24 protein-coding genes and 1 riboswitch are annotated in these 25,435 nt (G+C 33.2%); of the genes, 5 read left to right on the forward strand and 19 right to left on the reverse strand.

The features are described 5' to 3' along the window. The 5 genes from lepB to thiT form a co-directional block, all read right to left on the reverse strand. On the reverse strand, positions 1-504 hold the full coding sequence (lepB, locus tag JNUCC83_RS09020; protein ID WP_454459710.1) for a signal peptidase I: 504 nt from the start codon (positions 502-504) through the stop codon (positions 1-3). A 15-nt stretch (positions 505-519) separates the two neighbouring features. Beyond that, positions 520-1,167 carry a hypothetical protein gene (locus JNUCC83_RS09025; protein WP_454459711.1) on the reverse strand — a complete coding sequence of 216 codons (648 nt, stop codon included), beginning with the start codon at positions 1,165-1,167 and terminating at the stop codon, positions 520-522. Positions 1,168-1,169: 2 nt separating this feature from the next. Continuing rightward, positions 1,170-2,231, reverse strand: a complete 1,062-nt coding sequence (locus JNUCC83_RS09030; protein ID WP_454459712.1) for a WxLIP family cell surface protein — start codon at positions 2,229-2,231, stop codon at positions 1,170-1,172. Positions 2,232-2,499: 268 nt separating this feature from the next. Beyond that, a complete protein-coding gene (locus JNUCC83_RS09035) occupies positions 2,500-2,976 on the reverse strand; it encodes an MFS transporter (RefSeq protein WP_454459713.1) in 477 nt (158 codons plus the stop codon). 43 nt (positions 2,977-3,019) lie between these two features. After that, positions 3,020-3,580: an energy-coupled thiamine transporter ThiT gene (gene thiT, locus JNUCC83_RS09040; RefSeq protein WP_454459714.1), complete on the reverse strand. Its 561-nt coding sequence runs from the start codon at positions 3,578-3,580 to the stop codon at positions 3,020-3,022. 61 nt (positions 3,581-3,641) lie between these two features. Next, a riboswitch (TPP riboswitch) is annotated at positions 3,642-3,743 on the reverse strand. A gap of 406 nt (positions 3,744-4,149) precedes the next feature. Between thiT and JNUCC83_RS09045 the strand changes: the two genes are divergently transcribed. Beyond that, on the forward strand, positions 4,150-4,467 hold the full coding sequence (locus JNUCC83_RS09045) for a hypothetical protein (RefSeq protein ID WP_454459715.1): 318 nt from the start codon (positions 4,150-4,152) through the stop codon (positions 4,465-4,467). Here JNUCC83_RS09045 and JNUCC83_RS09050 read toward each other — a convergent pair. Next, positions 4,456-5,355, reverse strand: a complete 900-nt coding sequence (locus JNUCC83_RS09050; RefSeq protein ID WP_454459716.1) for an ROK family protein — start codon at positions 5,353-5,355, stop codon at positions 4,456-4,458. The genes JNUCC83_RS09045 and JNUCC83_RS09050 overlap by 12 nt on opposite strands. A gap of 80 nt (positions 5,356-5,435) precedes the next feature. After that, entirely contained in the window at positions 5,436-6,347 is a 912-nt protein-coding gene (locus JNUCC83_RS09055; RefSeq protein ID WP_454459717.1) for an Rgg family transcriptional regulator, read from the reverse strand. Positions 6,348-6,437: 90 nt separating this feature from the next. Here JNUCC83_RS09055 and JNUCC83_RS09060 point away from each other — a divergent pair, with 90 nt between their 5' ends. Continuing rightward, entirely contained in the window at positions 6,438-7,682 is a 1,245-nt protein-coding gene (locus tag JNUCC83_RS09060) for an MFS transporter (protein WP_454459718.1), read from the forward strand. A gap of 30 nt (positions 7,683-7,712) precedes the next feature. On the opposite strand, the gene JNUCC83_RS09065 is transcribed toward JNUCC83_RS09060, so the two are convergent. Next, on the reverse strand, positions 7,713-8,369 hold the full coding sequence (locus JNUCC83_RS09065) for a 5'-methylthioadenosine/adenosylhomocysteine nucleosidase (protein ID WP_454459719.1): 657 nt from the start codon (positions 8,367-8,369) through the stop codon (positions 7,713-7,715). A gap of 118 nt (positions 8,370-8,487) precedes the next feature. Between JNUCC83_RS09065 and JNUCC83_RS09070 the strand changes: the two genes are divergently transcribed. Together JNUCC83_RS09070 and JNUCC83_RS09075 are read left to right on the forward strand one after the other, a co-directional pair. Further along, positions 8,488-8,919, forward strand: a complete 432-nt coding sequence (locus JNUCC83_RS09070) for a LytTR family DNA-binding domain-containing protein (protein WP_454459720.1) — start codon at positions 8,488-8,490, stop codon at positions 8,917-8,919. Then, positions 8,916-9,359, forward strand: coding sequence for a DUF3021 domain-containing protein (locus JNUCC83_RS09075; RefSeq protein WP_454459721.1), 444 nt, complete (start codon positions 8,916-8,918; stop codon positions 9,357-9,359). Before JNUCC83_RS09070 ends, JNUCC83_RS09075 begins: the two co-directional genes overlap by 4 nt. 480 nt (positions 9,360-9,839) lie before the next feature. On the opposite strand, the gene JNUCC83_RS09080 is transcribed toward JNUCC83_RS09075, so the two are convergent. Then, positions 9,840-10,256, reverse strand: a complete 417-nt coding sequence (locus JNUCC83_RS09080) for a cytidine deaminase family protein (protein WP_454459722.1) — start codon at positions 10,254-10,256, stop codon at positions 9,840-9,842. A gap of 310 nt (positions 10,257-10,566) precedes the next feature. On the opposite strand from JNUCC83_RS09080, the gene JNUCC83_RS09085 reads away from it, so the two are divergent. Next, positions 10,567-11,919 carry a DUF3329 domain-containing protein gene (locus JNUCC83_RS09085; RefSeq protein ID WP_454459723.1) on the forward strand — a complete coding sequence of 451 codons (1,353 nt, stop codon included), beginning with the start codon at positions 10,567-10,569 and terminating at the stop codon, positions 11,917-11,919. A gap of 130 nt (positions 11,920-12,049) precedes the next feature. Here the strand turns inward: JNUCC83_RS09085 and ftsY are convergent, their stop codons facing one another. The 10 genes from ftsY to JNUCC83_RS09135 form a co-directional block, all read right to left on the reverse strand. Further along, positions 12,050-13,273 carry a signal recognition particle-docking protein FtsY gene (ftsY, locus tag JNUCC83_RS09090; RefSeq protein ID WP_454459724.1) on the reverse strand — a complete coding sequence of 408 codons (1,224 nt, stop codon included), beginning with the start codon at positions 13,271-13,273 and terminating at the stop codon, positions 12,050-12,052. Positions 13,274-13,284: 11 nt separating this feature from the next. After that, positions 13,285-14,103: a Cof-type HAD-IIB family hydrolase gene (locus JNUCC83_RS09095; RefSeq protein WP_454459725.1), complete on the reverse strand. Its 819-nt coding sequence runs from the start codon at positions 14,101-14,103 to the stop codon at positions 13,285-13,287. Between the two features lie 14 nt (positions 14,104-14,117). Beyond that, on the reverse strand, positions 14,118-17,690 hold the full coding sequence (gene smc / locus JNUCC83_RS09100) for a chromosome segregation protein SMC (RefSeq protein WP_454459726.1): 3,573 nt from the start codon (positions 17,688-17,690) through the stop codon (positions 14,118-14,120). An 18-nt stretch (positions 17,691-17,708) separates the two neighbouring features. Then, positions 17,709-18,410, reverse strand: coding sequence for a ribonuclease III (gene rnc, locus JNUCC83_RS09105; RefSeq protein ID WP_454459727.1), 702 nt, complete (start codon positions 18,408-18,410; stop codon positions 17,709-17,711). A 113-nt stretch (positions 18,411-18,523) separates the two neighbouring features. Next, entirely contained in the window at positions 18,524-20,308 is a 1,785-nt protein-coding gene (locus tag JNUCC83_RS09110) for an oligopeptide ABC transporter substrate-binding protein (protein ID WP_454459728.1), read from the reverse strand. A 23-nt stretch (positions 20,309-20,331) separates the two neighbouring features. Beyond that, positions 20,332-21,234 carry an ABC transporter permease gene (locus JNUCC83_RS09115; RefSeq protein WP_454459729.1) on the reverse strand — a complete coding sequence of 301 codons (903 nt, stop codon included), beginning with the start codon at positions 21,232-21,234 and terminating at the stop codon, positions 20,332-20,334. Positions 21,235-21,264: 30 nt separating this feature from the next. Beyond that, positions 21,265-22,227, reverse strand: a complete 963-nt coding sequence (opp4B, locus tag JNUCC83_RS09120) for an oligopeptide ABC transporter permease (RefSeq protein WP_454459730.1) — start codon at positions 22,225-22,227, stop codon at positions 21,265-21,267. A gap of 1 nt (position 22,228) precedes the next feature. Next, the gene (locus tag JNUCC83_RS09125) at positions 22,229-23,179 is read right to left on the reverse strand and encodes an ATP-binding cassette domain-containing protein (RefSeq protein WP_454461355.1); all 951 of its coding nucleotides are present in this window, start codon (positions 23,177-23,179) and stop codon (positions 22,229-22,231) included. Next, positions 23,176-24,180 (reverse strand): ABC transporter ATP-binding protein, encoded by a 1,005-nt coding sequence (locus JNUCC83_RS09130; RefSeq protein WP_454459731.1) that lies wholly within the window; start codon positions 24,178-24,180, stop codon positions 23,176-23,178. The genes JNUCC83_RS09125 and JNUCC83_RS09130 overlap by 4 nt, the downstream gene beginning before the upstream one ends. Positions 24,181-24,534: 354 nt before the next feature. Then, positions 24,535-25,389 carry a YitT family protein gene (locus tag JNUCC83_RS09135; protein ID WP_454461356.1) on the reverse strand — a complete coding sequence of 285 codons (855 nt, stop codon included), beginning with the start codon at positions 25,387-25,389 and terminating at the stop codon, positions 24,535-24,537. Positions 25,390-25,435: the final 46 nt, after the last annotated feature.

The raw sequence follows: 25,435 nt of genomic DNA on the forward strand, positions 1-25,435 counted from the left end.
TCACAGAGTACCTCTATGAATTCCTATAATATTCTTCCTGTCAACTAGTCCATACGTTCGGCTATCATTATCCATAAATCTATTGTCAAACAAGACAAGAAAGTTATCATCAGGTATTTGAGATTTACTGCTTATAGTCATTGTAGAAAAATTCATGGTATACAATCCCCCAAATAATTGACTGTTATTTTTTTCGTAATTAATAAATGGCTCTATTTGTTCTTTTCCATCAACATACAAAACATCATTCTGATAAAGAATATTTTCACCTGGAAGGCCTATGACTCTTACAATAGAATATTTCGAATTTTGATTAAGTAACACTATATCAAATCTTCTAACTTTATCATTGGTACGTCTGAACAAAACTATATCATTTATTCTAATTGTAGGATTCATGGCATACGTATCAGCAACTTTGACAACATATACCATGTTCAGTATTACCACTGTAATTATGATTGAAATTATCCCCAGTATCAAAAACTGAAATGATTTTTTCATAAAACTTATCTTTCCTTATTTATTACTTAATGCATTTGCATTAACTTTATAGTACTCAAACACTTGATTCTCAATGTCTTTTATTCGTTTCAAATCAGATGTGTATTGCTCTTTTATATTTTGTTGATTTCCATAGAATAATGAACTATCTTTCGTTGCATTCATACCAAGTTGCCCTATCATCTTATAGTATTTATTAAGTAATTGCTGTCCCTCAACTGTGTTTGAGCTATCAGAAGTCTTGTTGCTATAACTAGCCATAGACAAAGCCAAATACTTAGTATTTTGAACAGAAGCATCCTCACTATCTGTCTTAGCTGATGCTTTTTCTAATTCATTAGTAAAATCATCAACTAAAAAATACCCTCTAACTAGTAAATCTGAATCTGTATTTGTCATATTAGAATTCTGATAATTGTAATAAAAAACAAAACCTCCTAATACAATTAACTCAAGAATAAAAAACTTAATAATTCTATTTCGAATTTTTTTATTTTTAGATAATAAAATTTGTTTCTTTTTACGCTCTTTTTTCTTCTTCGCATTGAGCGTAGATATCACTCTTTTTTCATTGACGTAAATAACTAAATTAAATACTAATAATGCTAAGATAATGATTATTATAGAAATCAACAGGACATTAATAATATTTTGACTGTTCATTGTTATCTACGCCCCGTTTTTTTTGATTTTTTACTTTTACCCTTACTATTCCCCTTTTTCTTACGAATAACACTGAATATAAAGTATAATACAAGAAATACTACTATAAATATCCCAACAATTAAACCAACTAACTTCCAATCAAATCGTTCTTGAGTTAGCGATGAGTTTTTTTCGTTGTATTTTTCTGCTTGTTCTTTTGTGATTTCGAACTCTTCATTCCAATCCCACGATTTGTCTTTTATTTTAGCATTTATTTTTATCATGTATTTTCCAGGTACCATTTCTTCATTGTACATTGATATTGGAAAATCTATCGCACTCGTAGGTGCCATTTGAATGCCTGTTTTTCTTTCTTCATATAAGACCTTGCTTTCACCTTTTTTAGTAATTTGCGTTTCTAACGTCATATCCCCAACATATGTTGGTTTAACATTAGCTATTTGAGTAAAAATGGTATTGTTGTAATTTCTATCACCTGCATATGTTTTTCTATACTCTAAGTCTGGTTCAATCACTTTATCATTTTCTTGTAATAAGATAGCTACAACATAAGCAAACTGATTTTTTACTTTTGATCCATTACTTGCTGTTGTATCTGTTTCTTGATCTTTTTGTTTTAAAGTAATTCCGCCTGCCAACATACCATCAAACTCAATTTTAGGCATTTTAATTTTTATATCTATTTTTTTACTTTCTTTTGGCTTAAGCACTACTTCTTTGTCAGTCTTAACAATGTCCCTAAAATCAACTATAGCTGACTTGTCTAATTTAATCCCTGTTTGATTATACTCAATCACACCGTTACTATTCGTTTTAGCTGAGTCTATCAATGTTTCCACTACCTGCTCTTTATCCGATAGATTAGTCAGTGTCATTTGTACAGTCTGCTCTTGATTAGGTGCCATCATCAAATCGAAATAAGATAATTCTTTGTTTTTTTGATTATCAGGGACTTCTATACTATATGTAAAAGACATCCCCTCCTGTGTATCAGCTGCATTTGTTTTTATAGGTACAATAAATATTAAAATAGTAGTTATAAATAATAGTAATTTCTTCAATTTTATCTCCTCAATATTTAAAACAGATTTTCATTTTACAAATGAATATTCACACTCATCTTCATTAACTCTCAAGAGTTTCATTGTTTTATTTGTTACATTTTTTATAATACTCATATTTTATGAAAAAGTCAACAAAATTTATTATTGTGTCTTTAACATTTTAAATTTTAAGTACTTAAAACCTCGATTTACTTAATCATCCATTATAAAATTAATTTACACAAAAACATAAAAAACTCTCCTAAAATTGAGGAGAGCTCCTTTATTAACTGAAATGATGAGCATATTTCTTAGTGATAATTGTTACTATAAATAAGTAGAAACTTGATACAACAAACATGCTATATACACTAACTTTGTCAGCAAACATACTTAATATTGCTAAGCTTAAAGAAAATATACCTGAACAAATCACACTACTCGTCGAATAAACAGAGGTAATTTTCTTTGGAGCGATACTTTGTTGTATAACGGTCACTTGCGGAATATTTTTCATTTGCGCAAATACTCCCACACTCACAGATAAAACCAACGCCAATACTGGTATAGAATTTATCACAAATAAACATGTTACAACTGCCCCTAATAAGGAACCAAAAAAGATAATTTTCGGTTTATTTTGATTAATTTTTGTTTCATACACCATAACAACTAAACTACCCATCATAGATCCTAAGAAAAATGTGGCATTGATCCACCACTGATCACCCTTATGTAAGGATGACTGAACGAATACCAACATAAAACAGAAAAATACCCTTTGATTAAAGAGTGTTTCAAAAGGATTAATAATCCTTTGGTATAAATAAGCCTTTATTTTTATTTAAAACAAGTAACAACACACTAACGGTTGCCAGCCCCGTTAAAAAACCACTGATTCCATTTGCTACTAGTGAATAAGTCACTGGTGATAATCCCCAAACTGCGTACTGCCCCCAGAAAATAAATCCAGCAATAAAGTGGAATGTATAGCGAACAAACACACCAAAAAAGGTTCCTGACACCACATATTTCCAAGCCACGGATGGATTATTTTTTAAAGTAAACTGTAGTTTTTTACTAAATACACCAGAAACTCCTGCAGCGGCAAAAGCGAAAATGTATTCGATAATCACTTGAGACACCATTAAAAAATACACTTGCCCCATTAAAAAGTGCAATAATCCCCAAATAAGTCCAGCATAAACACCTGGTATCGTCCCACGACGTAGAGCGTATAACGTTAGCGGTATCATTCCTAAAGAGACGGAAAAACCTGTTCCTATATTTAATGGGATAAATGATAGAGCCATTGATAGTGCTGCTACAATTGTCCCTTCTAAAATAATTCTTGAACGTTTTGACATAAAAAACTCCTCCTATTATTGATTCATACGTGACCAATCAACAAAAGAGCAGTGCTTACTTGCTACCACTTCACACAATTCCTACGATTGAATTAACAATATCAGGTTCGAGGGTTTAGAGTTTTCGCTCATTCTCAGCCTAGAAGCTCCCCTTTGTGACGGTTATGTATTTAATTATACTTCACATATAGTATGGCATGGATCGACAAAAGAATCAAATGTTGTTTTTTTATTTCAGTCTGAGCACAAAAAACTCTCATCTTAATAGATGAGAGAAGGAAGGACTAAATATAAGAATATCTAGCTTTTATTTCTTTTGGGAGAAGAAATAAACGTGGATGGTAGGAGTCGAACCTACACCTCAAGTAAATTGAGAATGAACAACTTGTTAAATCTCAATGAGTTAAAACACCTCGTTCACCCACAAATAATATCTTTTGTTCAATATAAGTATAGTTTAACCATTTTATCTTAAATTTAGCTTAAGAAAGTTTAGCAAATAAGTTAAGCTTTTCACCAAACAAGCTAAAATCACGCATAAATTCAAAAAAATATCCGCTTGGTACTGGTTGTGCCCACCACTTAAAATTTCAAAAGAAAAACACCGTGCATTAAATATCATCCATAAGATGGATTTATCAGATGTTGAAGCAAAAAACATGATGACTTATTTTGACAAGGCAACAGCTTGGTTCTATGTAGCAACAGCGGGCTTATTTAATGCCATTTACTTTAGTTACGATCTATACAAAGACAGCTCATTCTCTAGCTCCCCTATCTTATTTCTTTTATTTCTAGCTTTTATGACAGCATTTAGTATTTTAAATGTGGTTTACCGTATGAATCCGAACAGAATAGAAGAAAAATCACGCCACTTAAAGAGTTAAACTATGTTGATTCAACAAGTTTTGTAAAGCCCCTATTAAATTAGAAGAATTGTTATAGTAACACGGAGCAATGTCTATTCTTTCAAACGTTTGATCTAAGATTTCTAATTCTTCAAATAGGTTATTATAGGCTAGTTCTATGTTTTCAATGAGTATAGCTTGTTGGCTGACTCCTCCGCCAATAACAACCTTCTCAATATCCAAAATAGCTTGGAGATTAACAATAAACTTTGCTATGCCACGACAATACGATAAAAATAGTTTGGTTAATTGCGCATTTTCTTTCATTTCAATCGCATCAAACACTGCTTGATAATCATCGTCATCTACACCAAGTATCGCTGTGGCTTTTTTTATAAATGTCACAGCTGATCCACTTGAACCATAGATAGTCAAACCTGTTGATGGAGAGTCTTCAATACAGAAACTAAATTCTCCCGCTTGAAAATTTTTCCCTTGATACAGTGAGCTGTTAAGAATCAAACCACCTCCAACTCCTGTCCCTAATATCATTCCTAAACTGTTTGTCGTCCCTTTTAAGTTACCAAACTGCCATTCAGCTAATACGGCCGCTTTTCCATCGTTGATCACAGAAAACGGTAATAGAGTAATAGACTTGATCCATGAAGCCATATCAAAATCATACAAGTACATAATTGTCCCACATGTGTAGACATATCCTTTTGTTGAGTCTATTTTTCCGGGACAACTTATCGCAATTCCCTCAACATAATCTGCTACACGATCAATTTCTTGCTTATTTAGTGCTTGAAATTCCTCAATTGTCTCTGGTGTTTTTAGTTTCCATTCTTTTTCAATGAATCCATTTTCTTGCAATAGACCGTACTTCATATACGTTCCACCAATATCAATACACAAATAACTCATAATATTACCTCCACTTTTATTTAATAACTGATTAAAAACATACTCATTCTAATAAATAGCATTTTCTTGCGGTGTCTGTTTTATGATTTAAAAGAGACACTATTGTCTCCACTCACAACTTTTTCACAAAACTGTATAGTATTCGTCATTCCTTTTGCCAAGTAGTTATAATCACCACCTAAAAGATAGCACATCTCTTCTATCTTTTTGGCATTCTCTAAAAATTGGTTATCATGAGTCATAACGTAGTCGTATAGATTAAAGGTCAGTACACAAAGGATTCTCTGAAACCCCTCTTCTGTATTTTTTGTTACCTCAAAAAAATCTTGTCGGTAATGATTCATTCTCTCCCAATCTTTATTCTCCAAAGCCGTAGATAAGTAATTAACAAATAAATAACTTTTAACCTTAATGGCATCTGAATAACTGTTATACTTCATTAATTGTTTTAATGCAAACTCTGTCAAAAATCGATACGTGTCATAATCAAAATAATGTCCATTATTAAGAAAAAAAGCAAATTCTTTTAGTGTCCATGACTCAACAGACATAAGATAGTCTTTTAACACTTCGACATCTTCACTTGGGTAAGTAAGTGATTCATTATGTATCTTTAATGATTCTTTGTAATTAAAAATTAATAGGTTTAATCTAGCCTTTAATATTTCGTCCTGTTTATTTGTAGGCTCATCATAATAGGCTCGCAACTTTCTTAAAGTCTCAATGTCCCCTCTATTTGTTGCTATTGCTATCAACACATTACTAGTTATTTCTTCTGAGCTTTTATAGTCATTAACAATAAATTCAAATTCTTCAAACTTCATATCCAATCTATCTAACACTTCCATAAACTTCGTCACCGACATATCATGTAGTCCTTTTTCAAAATCAATCGCATAGGTCTTTGATACAATCCCTGAATACAAATACTTTTGCGAATATCCCTTGTTTAGTCGAATGTTTCTGACAACTTTTCCATAATCATTTTTCATCTTATTTCTCCTTTTTGGTCAATTATACTTTACCATGTATCTGTTCATAAAACGAGTTGTTCTATACTAGAAAAAAAGGAGGAATGACTTATGTCAATTATCAAAAAGTATCCACTCTATCAAAAACTTATACTCAATAATTTTATTTCAACGTTGGGAGATTCAATGTATTATATTGCCTTGATGACCTATGCTGCACAATTCACCCACTCATCTCTTGCAATTACTATTGTGTCATTATCTGAAACCATTCCGTTTATATTTGCTTCACCTTTAGGGAGTTTAGCAGATATGAGCTCAAATAAATCATCAAAAATTTTCTACTCAGGCATCATACGTGGACTACTTTATCTATCTGTTAGTTTTTTAATAGGGTTTCAACAAAGCATGATGTTACTAGTTGGAATTAGCTTAATCAATTTCGTGTCAGACAACATAGGGAAATACTCTAACAGCCTGTTTTTTCCTTTTATACCACTCATTGTTGAACAAGATGATATAGAAGAGGCACAAGGATTAAATGGAGCAATTAGTCAGGTTGTTGCCATTATTGCTCAATTTGTCGGAGCCTATCTTTTAGGATTATTTTCTTATCAATTACTTGCTTTAATTAATAGCATGGCATTTTTTATCACAGCATTTATTGTTTTATCCATGAAGAAAACACTTGATTCATTAGAAAAAGAGCATCTAGACAAACACGAGACCATCTCATTACCTGCTATATGGAAACAAATGACGTTTGCTATTAAGGAAACAACAAAAAACAAAGCATTTTTTCACTTAATTCTTGTTTTTGCTGGGTTAAACGGATTATCATCTGTTATTTCTCCAATGTTATCTATTGTTTTAGCAAAGGACTCAACACTGATTATTAATAGCTTTTCTTTTACATTTGCACTGATTCAAGGACTAACCTCAATTGGTATTATTATTGGTAGTTTGTTCGGTACAAAATTATTTAAAAAGTTAACTTTAGAACAATTTAATCCAATCATCTTATTTTTTATGGCACTGCTGGTATGTAGCATACTATTAAAGAATATTTATGTCCTATTGGTATTACAAACCATACTAGGATTATTGATTGGTGGAGTCAACCCAAAATTTAATGCTAAACTGATGAAAGAAATCCCAATAGACAAATTGGCAACCATTGCTGGTGGGGTAAGCACTCTGCTAATGATTTTTCCACCCGTAACCATTTTTATTTTTACTACATTGGCAACTGCCTTTAATAGCAATATATCACTCATTGCTCTAGGAATAAGTTGTTTAACACTGTGTTTTTATTCTTATGTGCATGATCGTTTTACCAAAAGTAAAACAGCTTAGTTTAAATTTCTAAGCTGTTTTTTTATTTTGTCATTGACTTAATACATCTAAGCAAAACTGGCCTACTCTATTACTTGCTATTTTTTCATGATTTTCATAGGACTCAGTTGCATCATCATTTGCTAAATCTGATATTCCTCTAATTGATAAAAACGGTAAATCGTTAATAAAACAAGTATGAGCGATGGCACTTGTTTCCATATCCACTGCAACAGCATCAAACGTATCAACGATATAACTCTTCTCACTATCATCTGCAATAAAAGATTCCCCTGACACAATCCCTCCTATCATTCCTTCTTTATGATACATTTTAAACTTAGCCAGTAACTGTGCATCTGCTTGAAACACAGACGTATTAGGAAATAGATTTTCCATTTGCTGTTGATTCACATCATGGTGGCTGTATCTATCACCTAACACGATATCCAGTGGTTTTAGATCAGCATGCAGACCTCCAGCTATACCGATATTTAATACACAATTTGGCTCAAAATAATCAATCAGTAGTTGGGTATATACTGTTGCATTAACTTTTCCAATACCACTTGTCACTAAAACTAACTCATTGTCTCCACAATCAGCTAAGTAAAACGTCTGCTTTTTTAGTACAACAGGCGTGCAATCTAGATGATTTCGTAAATAATCTAATTCTATTGGCATGGCACATATAATTCCTATTTTCATAAAAACACCTCGTTTCATTTTTATATTACCACTTATCTAGCCAAAACTAGCCAACTATCATAAAAGAGTGGTTTTTAAAACATTTTCCATTTATTCTTATTTTAAGGAGGAACATATTATGAAAGTAAATTTTATTAAAAACACACAATTAGCTGACGACCTAATTATTTTAGAAGCACAGCAAAAAAATGATATCATCGATTCCATTATAGGTGATATTGAATCCACTATTTCAGCTGTAGAATGTTTTATAGATAGACAAAAATTGATCCAACCCATTTTATCATGTACCCGTTTCATTTCGTCAAACAAAAAAGTCTTTGGTTACACAACAGATAATGAATTCACTGTAAAATATCGACTATATCAGCTAGAAGAGTTATTACCTAAACAATTTGTTCGTATATCAAATACTGAAATTATTAATAGTCGTGCCATTAAGCACCTAGAATTAACAACGACGGGTATTATACTCGTTCATTTTAAAAACGGGGAACAAACTAGTTCATCTAGAAGATACATCAAAAAAATAAAGGAGAAATTACTATGATAAAAAAAATAGCTACACATGCCATTAAAGGGTTTCCTCTAGGAATAAGTATTGGCTTAGTGATTTCGATTATAATAAGTTATATGATTGGACTCACTATTTATAGTCCAGCCCCACCTCAATTTATCAACAAGTTTACGTCGTCTTTAAACGCTATGGTGGTGTCTGTTATCATTTGGGGGTTAATTGGGGTTCTATTTTCCACAACAAGTCTTATTTTTTCAGAAACCGATTGGAGCATTACAAAAATGACTGTCGTGCATTTTTTCCTATCTTATGTTTTTTTTGCCCCTTTGTCTATCATAGCTGGTTGGCTTTCTGTTTCTTTATTAAATCTTGTGACGTTTACCGTTATTTATTTACTTATTTATATAATCTATTGGTTAGTATGGATGCTTCAAGCTAAGAAAGGGATTGAAAAAATAAATTCAAAATTATAGATATAGATAAAATAAACTAGTATGGATTGCCCTTTTTTGGTACTCTTTTTATAAGATAATGACTAAAATAAATTTAAATAAAGGATAAATTTACTATGAATAAAAACAAAATGAATTTAGTAGCAACTATATGGCCCCTTTTCCTGACTTCATTGAAAATTCAAATTCATATCTAGACAAAAGAACATCTTTAACAAAGTTTGAAAGAGTTATTCGAATAGTGTTTGCATTAAGTTTTGCCGAGCTATTATTTATTTATATCAGTCTAGGATTTTATTTTATACCTCACCCTAATGAAACGATAGATATCGTTTATTTAAGCATTGGATCTCTTTTCTGGATACTAGGTTTGTTTTTATGGAAAGGATACCAGCATTTTTTTGCTTATATTTTTCGATTAGAAATATCTTGGAAAGAAAATAATCGACCTTTTTTTGTGAAATCAACTTCTTCAAAAAGAAAACTTAAATAATCATTGTATTATACTCTCATATCTCCCCACCATTTTGGTAACAAGTCTTTTAACGTTATAATCTCTCTTGTTTCATAGTCAACCATTATTTTAGTGTCTTTATTTTTAGGAGAAAATTGCATTAACGTTTCACGGCAAATCCCACAAGGCATACCTCCGTGATCAGTTGGAGGCGTATTTCTAAAAGCAATTATTCTTTTCACTTGTGTTTCCCCACTTGCTTGATACATATTAATCAAGGCCATTCTTTCAGCACACAAATTTATCGTACCACCTGTTCCCTCAATGCAATATCCAGTAAAAATTGTTCCCTTATTACTTTCTAAAGCACAAACCACATGATTCGTATAAATAAAACTATTTACTTCTGTAGGATGATAATACTCTTTCGCTTGTAAATATAATTGTTCCCAAATATCTACCATACTAATTCCCTCTTTCTATCAACTACTTTTTTAATGATATAATGGTAAAAAAGAGGAGTGATGTTGATGGAATGGTTAACGATTGTCGCTGATTTTTTTAGTAATTTATTTGCCAGTATAAGTTTTAAACATATGACTAAAAAAGATTAATGATACTAATATCCCCTATTACCGTAAGTATAATTATAGTACAATAAAACAAAATGTCTATAACAGGTGCTGTTTTTTATAGATTTTCAATTTTTGTGTGGTTATAATGAAGTATCATTGATAATTTTTTATGAATCAAATTAAAGACGGAGATTAATTCATGGCCACCAAAAAAAGAAAACAATATAATCATAAACATAAACAAATAAAAGAAAAACCATTTCTTCGATGGCTTGTTCTTGGCATTAGTTTCGTTGCTATTTTTACCTTAAATCAATTAACCTATTTTACTTCTGATGACTATGCTTATCATTATGTCTACAAAGGATTTCTTCCAACAGAAAATGCTGAAAAAATTCATGGCATTTCGTCTATCATAACCTCGCAAATAACTCACTATAAGTTATGGAATGGGCGTTATCTAGCACATAGTATTGTCCAATTTTTTCTCCAATACAATAAAATAATTTTTAACTTGTTCAATACACTTGCTTTTCTTTTATTAGCGTATCTTATTTATTCCATTGTCAATACTGTCTCAAAAGTCAAAAAACCTAGTCTACTATTAGCTCAGATCATTACATTGTTGTGGCTTATAATTCCTAGTTTCGGTCAAACAGTATTATGGGTATCTGGTTCTGGTAACTACTTATGGACATCTCTTTTTTATACAGGATTTCTATTGCTCTGTCTCAAAAATTTAGATGACCATATGCTGACTATCTTAGTTTCTATCATCGTTGGTTTTCTTTCTGGAGCTACAAATGAAAACTCAGGCCCAGCAACCATACTAACAGTCCTATTAATCTTTTTATTTAATCTCATAGTCAAGAAAAAATTTCATGCTTATCAACTAATAGGCGCTGTATTTTCTATTTTAGGGTTTATTTCAATGATGTCATCAGCCGGCTCACAAAAGCGTGGACATATTGATTTATCAATGGATGTCCTATTGAAAAATCTCGATCATATTTTCCAAAGCAGTATGTTACATTTTTACTTCATTTATCTTTTAATTCTTATTCTCTTACTTATCTTATCTCTTAGCAAAAAAATCACTGGAAAAGATATATACTTTATCATACTATTATTTATTGGTCATTTTGCATGTATTTACAGTCTAATACTTATTTCTGAGCAACCGTTACGTATTCTATTTGGTGCATCTGTTTATAGTGTTATTATCACTGCCTATTTACTAAATCGTTTATCTCGATTTAAATCAGTTCAAACAATCATAACAATAGGGCTGTTATTATTTTCTACTTTTAATTATTATCAAGCTCTAAAAGATAATTTAATAACTTATTCACAAGTAAAAGAACAGGTTGCTATTTTAAATCGCGCTTCGCAAAATGATGATATCGTTTTGCCTATGATTACTAGACCAACCACTTCATATAACGCATACAATGGTACCGCTAATTTAACAGACAATCAAAATGCCTGGTTTAATAAATGGATGGCTCAATTTTTCCATGTTAAATCTATTACTGGTCAACCAAGAGGATAATCTAACAGTTTGCTACACAATTAAATAACATTTTTACCAATATGTCTCTATCATAAAAGATGCTAAATTTGATAAGTTCTTCAAATTTAGCATCTTGTTAATTTATTTTATTAATATATTACCATTCATTCTACCCATCATAATCTTCCATCAAGTCTTTAAACAATCCATAGACAAATTGATTTGGATTAAATGCTTCTAAATCAGTGATTTTTTCACCTAGTCCGACTAATTTTACTGGCAGATGAAGTTCATTTCTAATAGCTAACACAATCCCACCTTTAGCTGTTCCATCTAGTTTAGTCAACACAATACCTGTAACGTCTGTTGTATTTTTAAATTCTTTTGCTTGAATTAACGCATTTTGGCCTGTTGTTGCATCCACTACCAATAGCACTTCATGTGGTGCTGACGGGTATTCACGTTCAATGATACGTTTCATTTTTTCTAACTCTTTCATCAAGTTAACTTTATTTTGCAAGCGACCTGCTGTATCAACCAATAAAATATCATAATGCTCATTTTTCATTTTCTCAACAGCATCATACACGACTGCCGCAGGATCGCCACCAGCATTATGTCGCACAACATCAACACCTGCTCGCTCGCCCCAGACAACTAACTGGTCAATCGCTCCCGCTCTAAATGTATCCGCAGCTGCAAGTAACACTTTTTTGCCTTCATCTTTATAACGTTTGGCTAATTTACCAATACTTGTTGTTTTTCCAACACCATTAACCCCAACAAATAGCATAATAGTTGGGCTGTCTGTTTGAATGTTCAGCTCATTATTTTCTTCAATACCTTCAGCTTCATAAATCTCCACTAACTTTTCGATAATTGTTGCTTGAACATCTTTTTTCTTTTTCACATTTTTTAGTTTAACTTCTTCTTGCAACTCATCAGAAATACGCATAGCTGTTTCAAAACCAACATCGGCAGAAATCAAAGCTTCTTCTAAATCTTCAAAGAATTCATCATCAACCATTCTAAAATTAGCAAATAACTCATTCATGTATTGGCCAAATGAACGTCTTGATTTTTCTAATCCCTTATCATATTTTTGGATTGTTTCTTCTTTTTTAGGAGCTTGGGGTTGTTCTTCAACACTAGCTTTTTTCTCTATTATTGATGCTTCTTTCTCTTTATGAATCGGTTCTGGTTCACTTTCTTCAACAGGCTCTTCTTTTTCTGTTATTTCAACTATCACTTCTTGTGTCGGTGCTTCTTTAGGTTCCTCTTTTTCAATTTCCCCGACTGTCTCTTCTAACTCGTCAACAAGCTCTTCTTTAGGTGTCTCTTCAACCTTTTTTTCACCTAAAACAGCTTTTTTTATCTTATCAAAAAATCCCATTTAACTGCCTCCTATTGTTTCGTTAGCACAAATGTTTCAACTGCATGTGCTACACCATCTTCTTCATTGCTTTTAGTGATAAACTGGGCGATTTCTTTCACACCCTGACTCCCATTTTCCATAACAACTCCCAATCCAGCGTACTCAATCATTGACAAGTCATTTTCTTCGTCTCCAATGGCCATCACTTCAGATTGTTTAATCCCTAAATAATTTGCCAATTCATCAATCCCTGAGGCTTTACTTGCCTCTTTATGGATAATTTCTAATAAATTCACTCGTGATTTCATGATATTAAACTCTTCTAATAAGTCTTTAGGAAGTTGAGCTATTTTTTCATCTAAATAACTTGTTTCCACTGCCACAACCATTTTATTAAACAAACGATTTTTATCCAATGTATCGATTGTTGCATGCTCTACTTTTAACAGTGGGTTCATAGACTCATAAATTGATGTATAAGGCTCGTTTGCTGTGTCTAGATGAATCACTGTATCAACAGAAATAATATCTAATGGTAAATTCAACTCTTTCATAATTTGTGCAACTCGACTCACTTCCTCAAAAGTAAGTGAGTGGGCAAGTAACGTTTCACCAGTATCATTTTTTTGCACGGAGCTACCATTAAATGTGATACTATAATCGCCCTCATCTCTTAACTCTAATCTATCAAGGTAAGGCTCGATAGCAAATAATGGGCGTCCAGTACATAACACTACTTTAGCCCCTTGCTCTTTTGCTTTTGTTAATGTCTCTTTATTCTTGTCTGAAATTTGTTTATCATTAGTCAGTAAGGTTCCATCTAAGTCAATCGCAATTAATTTAATCATCCTTTAACTCCTATCTACTTTATGGTCTCTTCAAGTTTTTCCATTTCTTCCAAATGGACTGAAACAATTTTTGATACACCCGATTCTTGCATTGTCACACCGTATAACACTTTCGCAGATTCCATTGTTCCTTTACGATGAGTAATTACTATAAATTGTGTGGCATCACCAAAATGTCGTAGGTAATTACCAAAACGAGCAACATTTGCTTCATCCAAAGCAGCCTCTACCTCATCTAAAATACAAAACGGAATGGGTCGTGCTTGAATAATAGAAAACAACAATGCAATTGCTGTTAATGCTCGTTCCCCACCGGACAATAAACTTAATTGTTGTAATTTTTTTCCTGGAGGTTGGGCAACAATGTCAATTCCTGTATGAAGTAAATCTGTTTCATCACTTAAAATCAAATCCGCATGTCCCCCACCAAACATTTTAGGGAATACTTCACGAAATTCTTCACGTATGTCACAGAATACCTCATGAAATTGCTTCATCACAAGCATATCCATTTCATCCATTGTTTCTTGTAATTCACCTTTTGCTTGATTCAGATCATCTCGTTGGCTAGTTAAAAAATCATAACGTTCAGTGATTTCATCATACTGCGCAATAGCAGACACATTCACTGGGCCTAAGTTGGAAATTTGTTGTTTCAACTCACGTATACTTTGACTCACTTCCTCTGCATCTTCTACAGGTAAGGCTCGTTCTTTTGCTGCTTCATACGTCAAACTATATTCTTCCTGTAAGTTTGTTAGCAAACTGTCTAACTGGTTATCATATGAGCCTTGAGTAATTTCTAACTCTGATTTTTGATTGATCAACTCACGAATATTTTGTTGACTTGTTTCCACAATCACTTCATACTCTTTAATTTTGATAGCATATCCTTCTCGTTGTTCTTTTGCTTTAGCAATGTGTCCTAAAACAGCTTCTCTTTTTTGAGAGGCTTCTTTCATCTTCTGACTAATAAGAGCTTCATCTTCTTTAAAATGAGAGCTATCTTCTTCATTTGATTGGCTTTCTTGCAACATGTCGCTCATTTTTTGATCTGTCTCAGCCAGCCTTGTCTTACGTTCATTTTGTTTGTCTGCTAATTGATTTAACTTTTCATTAATAACAGCAAGTCCTGCTTCTTTTTTCGCTAAATCATTAGCTAGCTGGTCTTTTTTCTCAGAATTAGTGGCTTCTAATTGATCAATGTCTGCCATTTTTTTATCTAATTCTTCTATTTTTTGAGTTAATTCTTTTTGTTCACGTTCGTACGTTTCTTTTTCTTGTTCATACTCTACTAAAAATTGATTTAACTCACTTTGTTCATATTCTAATACTTTTTTCTCTTTTTCTAATTGTGCAACATTTTGAGTTAAAAGTGAGACTTGTGACTGTAATTTTTGTTCAGATAGTCTAGCTTCTTCTCCTAAATGACGTAACCTTTCAAGAGACTCTTCAATGACTGTTAATTCTTCTTTTAATTGTGCGACATCTTGTTCTTTTTTATTATAAAGAGTTGTCATTTGTGAGAGTTGTTTTTCAACGTCTTGCAGTTCTTTTGACTGAGAAAACCAATGCATGGACTGACCCTTTTTACTCATCCCACCGGTCATCGAACCCCCAGGATTCATAACATCTCCGTCTAATGACACCACACGATACTGAAAGTTTATTTGTTTAGCTATCTGTGTAGCAGAGTCAAGAGAATCAGCCACTATCGTTAAGCCTAATAAATTTTTAATAATAGTCGCCACATCATTTTCATAACTTACCAAATCACTGGCTACACCAACAAATCCTGATAATTGATGCACTTGATCCAAAATATCTTGGCGGATATGACGAGCTTTGACTGTCGTTAAGGGTAGAAATGTTGCTCGACCTAGTCGTTGTTTTTTTAGAAAAGAAATCGCATCTCGTGCACTTTGATCATCTCTTGTTACGACATGTTGCACACTCGTTCCAAGAGCTGTTTCTAAAGCTAATTGATACTTAGAAGGGATTTCTATTAGTTCAGCTACGGCTCCTACTATACCTGGAATACGATTTTTTTCTTTTAATACAGCTCGCACCCCTTGATAAAAACCTGTATAATTATCTTGTAGTTCTTTTAAGCTTTTTTGTTTGGCTTGGGCTTGTTGTAAAATTCGTAAAGCATCCATCAATTGTGTGTTTAGTTTTTGTAACTGAGTACTTAATTGTTCTTTAATTTGTCTTTTCTGTTGGTATTCTTCTAAATACGTCACAACATTTTCTTTCTTTACATCATATTCTTGAGATAAAGTTTCAAGCTCAGCTTTCTTTTCTTTAATCATCGAAACAAGCTTCTCTAATCGTGTTATTTCGTTTGAATTACGACTTGTTTCTTGAGTGTATTGCTTTTCTAAATGTTTTAACTCATTATTGACATGACTTTGCTGTTGCATGTATTCTAAATAGTCACTACGCATATCATCCAGCTGTTCTTTGGCTGATTTACTATATTGAACTAACTCTTGCTTAATGCGAGAAATCTCTTTTTTGATTAGTTGTTGCTCATTGTTTAACTCTTGCTCCTCATTTTTAAGAGTCTCAATCTCACATCGTAAAGCTTCTTTTTGTTTATCCAAATCACGTAACGTTTTTTGTTGTGCTTCTTTTGTTTGAAAAGAAAATTTTTGTTTTTCTTCAAGCACTCTTTTTTGTGTTTCTAGTTGTTCATACTCTGTACTACAGTCTAGCAATCGTTGTTGATGACTATCAAGCATTTGTTCTAGTGTCAGTTGTTCAGATTTCAATTGTTCAAGGGTATCTTCTAGTATTTCTTTTTCTTTTTCTTTTAAAGATAATTCTTGGCGATTAGTAGCTAACTGCTCTTTATTTTTTTCCCATTTTTCTTTTGTCTGATCAATCAAAAAAGCTGACATACTGATATCTTGTTCTGATAATTTTTCTTTCAATGATAGATATGATTTAGCATTATCACTTTGCTGTTTCAATGGATTGAGCTGTAACTCCAACTCATAAATAATATCTTGCACACGACTTAGGTTATCATCCGTTTCACCTAGATGTTTTTCTGCTTGTTTTTTTCTATTTTTATACTTCAGTACTCCTGCAGCTTCTTCAAAAATGGAGCGTCTATCTTCTGGTTTACTATTGAAAATTTCTTCTACTTTCCCTTGAGAGATGATTGAAAATGAATCACGACCCAAACCAGAATCCATAAATAAACTAACCACATCTTTTAATCGACTGCGTTGTTTGTTGATGAAAAAATCACTTTCCCCATCTCGAGTTAACCGTCTTGTCACACTGACCTCAGTGTATTCAACCGGTAAAAAATAATCTTCATTATCTAATACTAACGTCACTTCTGCTATATTTAACGGCGAACGCGAAGAAGAGCCAGCAAAAATAACGTCTGGCATTTTTCCACCGCGTAAACTTTTTGCTGACTGCTCTCCTAACACCCATCGAATGGCTTCTGTAATATTACTTTTCCCACTTCCATTGGGACCAACAATTGCTGTTAAACCTTCATTAAATTCAATTACTGTTCGATCTGCAAAGGATTTAAATCCTGCAATTTCTATTCGTTTTAGATACACAAAAAATAAGTCCCCTTCCTAGGATTCTTCAGCTAAAATATTAGCCAAAGCTGCCTCGGCTGCTTTTTGCTCAGCTATTTTTTTAGATTTTCCAGACCCCTCACCTAATGGAGTCCCACCACCGCACACTTCTACATGAAAAATACGTGCATGTGCTGGCCCTTCTTCTGCTATTAAGTGATACTCTATTAAAATATCGCCATTTTTTTGCAATACTTCTTGTAATGCTGTTTTATGATCCATCTCATGTGAAAAAGCACCTGTTTCTATTTTCGCTACGACCACTTGATAGATAAATTCTTTTGCTTTTTTTGCCCCTTGATCTAAATATAAGGCTCCTAAAAATGCTTCGAATAAATCACACAACAATGATGAACGGCTTCTACCATTTGAGTTTTCTTCACCCTTACCAAGCTTAACAAATTGATCAAACCCACATTCTTTTGCAAACATCGCTAGACTATCTTCTCGAACAATAGTCGAACGTAATTTGGTTAATTTCCCTTCAGGTAGGTCTTGAAAATGGCGGTATAAATAATCAGAGACTTCTAACTCTAATACCGCATCTCCTAAAAATTCTAATCGTTCATTATCTTGTAATTCAAAGTGTCGATGCTCATTCACATAGGATGAATGGGTAAACGCTTGTTCCAATAACGTAATGTCTTTAAAAATAATATTGTAGTTTGTCTTTAATAATTGTGCTAACGTTTGTTCCATTGGATGTGCCTCTCCCTTTTTACCATAGATACTCTTATTATACGTTTTTTTTGTTTGAAAGAAAACAAAAACTATCAATTTGACCAAATAGCCAAATTGATAGTCATTATACATTATTTTTTATCAGTAACTCCAACATGAGACCATGGGTTACTTGTTACATCATAAGCCCAGTCAAAGTTTGTTACTTTATCGCTCACTGGTAATACGGCATCTCTGAATAATGTTGGGATAACAAATGCTTCATCTGCAACATATTCTTGCCATTCTTTAAATTTATCTGCACGGTATTTACCATCAAATGATTTTTCAGAATCAATTTCATTCAACAGTTTAGTGTTTTCATCACTGACAAAACGAGTGTAGTTAAAGGCTGCTTTAGGTCCATATAATCCTGATTGAGAAGGATCTTGGCTTAATGACCAAGCTGCTTGATAGACATCAACATCTGGTGAATCATTTTTCAATTTATCATAGAATGATTGGAATTCAATTAAACGACCAGTTGATAATTTAACATCTAAACCAATTTCTTTCCAGCAGTCAATATAATACTCAGCTAACGGTTGCGCAGTTTCGCCACCTGACATAGAAGCAAAATTAATTTCTAATTTTTCACCTTTTGGATCACGGCGGAATTCTTCGCCATCTTTTTTCTTGTATCCAGCATCATCCAACAATTTATTTGCTTTATCAATATCTTGTTTAGAGAAACCAACTAAGTCCTTGTCACTAAATTCATCAAAAATTGGTGGAACAATTGCATTAGCAGATTGACGTAATCCGTTGTAAAATTTATTAGCTACATCTTCATTGTTAATCGCATATCCCATTGCTTGACGTAATGATTTGTTTGCCATTTTAGAATCTGGATTATAAACAGATTCTCCCTTAGCATCATCCCATTTACCTAATTTGAATCCAATGTAAGTGTAAGCTAAGTCTTGACGTCCTAAGATTTCATATCCTTCTACATCTTTGTAGTTTGGATAGTTATCAGTTGGCATACTGAATACCATATCATATTTTTTAGCTTTTAAAGATTCAACAATTGAGCTAGATTGTGCCACACGCATAGTAATTTTGCTTAATTTTGGTTTTTCTCCATAGTAGTATTCATTTGGTGTGTATTCTACAGATTCACCTTGATTAATTTTTTCCATTTTGTATGGACCAAATGTTACGATGTTTTTACGTACAGCATCGCTTGATTCCATCCCTTTTACTGGAATATCTTTAAAAATGTGAGAAGGCATCGCCGAAGTCCAAACAGTTTCACTTGTTTGTTTCATTCCTGGATTCATTTCTTTATAAGAAATTTCTACTGTTTTATCATCTACTTTTTTAATTCCTGAAATAGAATCAGCTTTTCCCTCATGGTATTCATCCATACCAACGATATTTTGGAAGTCTTCACCATAGCGGACACCTGAATAATCTTTATTACCAATGACTAAGTATGGTTGAATAATATCATCAGCTACTAAAGGCTTACCATCTGACCATTTCGCATCTTTAGTAATTGTAATCGTAATTTTTTTTCCATCAACATCGATATCTTTTTTCGCTACCCCATCTTCAGTTGATTCGAAGTTTGCATTGCTTCTAAATAATTCTTCATGAGACGGTTGCATAAATTGAACATCATAATTATCTTCTGAAAATGTTTCAGAGAACATTCCTTTAAACTGAGTGTCCATAACAACTGCAGCCTCAAGAGTTCCACCATCTTTGGCTTTTTCTTGATTAGACGTTTTTACTGGGAATTTTGAAACATCCTCAGTTTTGTCTGCTTTCCCACTAGATTTTTTGTCAGATTTTCCTCCACCACAAGCTGATAACCCAACTGTTACTGCAGCACCAAGTGCTACGACGCTAAATAATTTTTTGTACTTCATTCCTTCATCCCCCTTAGATTTTTTTATCCTAAACGTTGACGTGCATCAGCTGAACGCTTCAATGCTTGACCAACGTAGTTGATACATAACATCATGACAAGGATTAAAATAGACGCTGGCGCCCACACCCATGTCATATCTGATAAAACGACACCATTTGACGCATACCCAATCAATGTACCTAAACTTGGTGTCGATTGTGGTAATCCGAATCCTAAGTATGACAACGTTGTTTCAATCCCGATGTTGCCTGCAAAGTTCATCGTCAAATTAGTAATAATTAATGAGCTTAGGTTTGGCATTAACTCACCAAACATTATCTTGAAGTCACTAGTCCCCAATGTCTTGGATGCACTAATATAATCGCGACGAGATTCAGATAATGTTTTCCCTCTAAACAGACGCGCTTTTGCTACCCAGTAGAAGGCACTCATAATCATAATAAAAGAAAATACGTTATAACTTGGAATAATCGTAACAAATACAATGATAATCATCATAATTGGTAAAATCATAATAAAGTCAACGATTCGCATGATAATACTATCAATCATGCCACCATAGTACCCAGCAACAATTCCTAGTCCTACACCAATAATTGACGTAATAATAGTGATTGAAAACCCGATAACAACGGAGTTACGAGCACCAATAATTAATTGTCCAAAAACATCACGACCACCCTCATCAGCACCTAATAGGTAGCCTTCACCAGGAGCCGCGTATTTATCTAAAATACTTACTTTCATGACAGCATCTTTATCTAAGACAAGTGCCCCGATAAAAATGACTGCGAAGATAATAATTAATAACGCCAATGAAAATAATGCTAATTTATCTTTTTTAAATTCTCGAGCAATCATTTTAAAACCTGTTGGTGGCGCACTAACAGTTTCTACAGTTGCTTCTTTTTTATCTTTACTCATAGCGAGTCTCCTTTCTTACCTATTGGTTTGTTACTGAATACGAATACGAGGATCGACAATACTCATGACGATATCCGAAATTAAATTCCCGATAATCGTTACAATACCTAGTATTAATACTATGGCTGTAATCACTGAGTAGTCACGTCCAAGGATTGCATCAATAAACAGTTTACCAATACCCGGATAAGCAAAGGTTTGTTCAATAACAACTGAGCCACTAATTAAAGCGGTAATCTCATAACTTAATTGAGCTGCTATTGGTAAAGAAGCATTTCTAAAGATATGGTGTGTAAAGACTTTATTAGTCGGTACACCTTTTGCTCTTGCTGTACGAACGAAATCTAGCTGTTTAGCATCGATGACTTCATTACGTAAGTATTGAATCGTTACAGCTGTTGCAAGTAAAGCTTGCGTAATTGCTGGTAATATCATGTGATACAAACGACTCATAACATATTGGAATGAGCCAGGTTCTAATCCACTAGCTACCGAACCAGTTGTTGGGAACCATTCTAAACGGTAACCAAAGATAAACAGCATCAATAACGCGAAGATAAAAATTGGAACAGCAAAGCTGACAAAATTATAAACGACAACTGCTTTATCAAACCAAGAATTTTGGTAACGACCAGAGAATAAACCTAATGGTAAGGCAATTGCATATGTAATAATCACTGTTAATAATGACAAGTAAATGGTATTTCCAACACGAGAACCAATAATATCACTTACTGGTAATTTGTATAAGAAACTTTGACCAAAGTCACCTTTAAATGCATTAGTTATCCAATCAAAATACTGAACGTACCATGGATTATTTAATCCAGCAGCTTCTCGCATTCTATCAATTGTCGCTGGATCCATGTTTGGGTTAATCAATCCAGTAAACGGATCCCCCGGCATTGCTTTTGCGATAATAAAAATAAACAGACTCAACACAAAAATTTGTGGAATCATCAGTAATACTCGTCTTAATATCGTTTTCCACATACTATTGTCCTCCTCCTTCAGTTGTTTTAACTGCTGCCTGATGAGTTGGGCTAATAGTTTTCAAATCATATACACGACCATTTTCATCATAATATTGGCTGTATAAATCTTGGAAATCTTGTTCAACTTTACGACGCTCTTCTTTATGCTGTTCACGATTTTCAACATCAATCTTAGGAATAGCAGACAGCAAGCGTTTAGTATAAATATGTTGTGGGTTATTATAAATGTCTTCTCTTGTTCCTATTTCAACAAAACGACCATGATTCATAATCGCAATGTTATCGCACATGTGTTTTACCACACCTAGGTCATGAGAGATAAATAAATAACTTAAATTATACTCTTCCTGAATACGTTTCATGAAGTTCAGCACCTGAGCTTGAACAGATAAGTCAAGAGCTGATACCGGCTCATCGGCAATGATTAATTTAGGATTTGTTGCCACAGCACGCGCAACACCTAAACGTTGTCTTTGACCACCAGAAAATTCATGAGGATATTTATAAAGTGCATCAGTTGGCATCCCAACAATATCTAGCAAAATTTGAACACGTTTTTTCTCTTCTTGCACAGATAGGTTTTCAAAGTTTCGAATTGGTTCTGCAATAATATCTAATACACGTTTTCTAGGGTTCAAACTTGACATTGAATCTTGGAAAATCATTTGAACATCTTTGTTGTAGCCAATCGATTTTCTTGCTTTTTTTGAAATAACATTTGTATTTTCAAATAAAATCTGTCCAGCTGTTGCTTTTTCAAGTCCAACAATTGTTTTACCAATTGTTGATTTACCTGAACCAGATTCCCCAACTAAACCATATGTTTTTCCTGCTTCAATTTCAAAGTCAACACCATCAACGGCATACACATAATCGACAACTTTATTTAAAAAGCCTCCACGAATTGGGTAATGCACTTTTAAATCTTTTATTTCTATCAATCCCATTATGCGTCACCTTCTTCTCTAAAGTGGAAATGTTTGTAACATGTGCATCGAACAAAGTGTCCTGGTTCAATCTCATGCAACGTAGGCTGTTCTTCGTGGGCATCCTCAGCTATCCAAGGAATACGAGCCGCGAATCGGCAACCTGTACGTGGCATATTTTTTAATGAAGGAACCACTCCTTCAATAACATGTAATTCAGAGTCATGTGCGTCTTCTTGCGGAATTGAGTTCAGTAACGAGCGTGTATAAGGATGTTGTGGATTAGAGAATAAAACATCAACAGGTGCTTCTTCTACAATTTGGCCACCATACATAACAGCAACTCTATCTGCTGTCTCAGCTACTACACCTAAATCGTGAGTAATCAAGATAATACCGGCTTCTGTTTCTTCTTGTAAATCTCCCAATAAGTCTAAAATTTGAGCTTGAATTGTCACATCAAGTGCGGTTGTTGGCTCATCTGCAATAATAATTGGTGGCTTACAAGAAATAGCAATAGCGATAATAACACGTTGTCTCATCCCACCTGACAATTCATGTGGGTATTGTTTTGCCACTCGTTCAGGATTTACAATCCCTACTTGGTCTAACAACTCAATCGCACGAGCAGTTCGTTGTTTTTCATCTAAATCTGTATGATAAAACAGAGCCTCTGCAATTTGATCTCCAATACGCATCAATGGATTCAACGCTGATAATGGATCTTGGAAAATCATCCCGATATCATTTCCTCTAATCTTGTTATAAAGCGTTTCGGATAAACCTACAAGATTTAAATCGTTGTAGATGATATCCCCTGTAATTCTAGTATTTTTTGGATCTTGTAATCCCATTATGGTCATAGCTAATGTACTTTTCCCACAACCAGATTCTCCAACAATTGCTAAAATTTCATTTTTGTCTAATGTAATTGACACGTCATCTACTGCATCATAAAAATTGTCTTTGATTCGAAATCCAGTATGTAAATTTCTCACGTCTAATAATTTGTTGTCAACAAACAATAGAATTCTCCTTTCTTATATTATTCCCGTACTGATTTTATTTATACATATAAACTCTTCATTTTTAATATTATCTATATGCTTAATAGATGAAAACTATCAAGATATCTTATAATTATATTAGAAAATAATCTATTAAGCAATAGTTTTAGTAGCAATAAAATTACTTTGAGATTAAAAATAAATGGCATGTGTCTCATTATAAACCATAATACTCATAAATTAAAGTCAATTTACGAATCTTCACAAACATTTATTCGATAAAACACATTTAATATTAAGAACTATTAGCATAATTCTACAATTCCGTTCATTTATTTTACAAAAAATAACCTTTTTTTGTATTTTAAAAAACTAATCAATCGTCTCATAAAAATTCCCCATAATTGTTACATTCTCAGAAATACTGACAAATGCTTTAGGGTCTGCTTGCTGCATAGCATGTTGTAACATCGGGATTTGATCACGTGTTAAAACTGTCAGTAACACTTTTTGTTCATTATGGGAAAATGCCCCTTCTGCATCGTTTAATATCGTAATCCCACGACGCATTCTAGATTGTAATTCATCCACTACTGCTTGTGGTTTTGAGGTGATAATCATCACTTGCATTTTCTTTTGTTTAGTATAAACCATATCAACAACTTTACCATTAACAAAAATGGAAAACGCACTATAAAAAGAGTAAGGCCAACCAAATAAATAACCTGATGTTAAAATAATACACGCATTAAAAATAATATTTAACGATCCCACATTACGCCCTGTCAGTTTTCTTATAGTCATACTAACTATGTCTAACCCACCAGATGACAGCCCACTACGAAGAGCAAGTCCTACACCAAGGCCACAAATTCCTCCACCAAAAATAGCACAGATAATCGGGTCAGTTGATAAAATTGTTATAGGTATAATTTGAACAAAAAAAGCTGTCATAAATACGGATATCATGGTAAACACCGTAAATTTCCGACTTAGCATTTTCCACGCTAAAACAAACAATGGGATGTTTAAACAGTAAAGCACAACCCCCATAGGCAACTCAACACCTGAAGCTTTTTCAGTTAATGTTACGATAATTTGTCCTAATCCTGTGATACCACTGGCATAAATATGTCCTGGTCTCCAAAATAAATTCAGTGCGATAGCTTGTAAAATACCATTAACAACGGCCATTGAAACCTTTTCCATGTAACCATTGTCTACCATATATTCTTTACATGTTTTTAGTTTTTCCACTGGTTGCATCTCCTCG

This window comes from Vagococcus sp. JNUCC 83, from assembly GCF_053667615.1.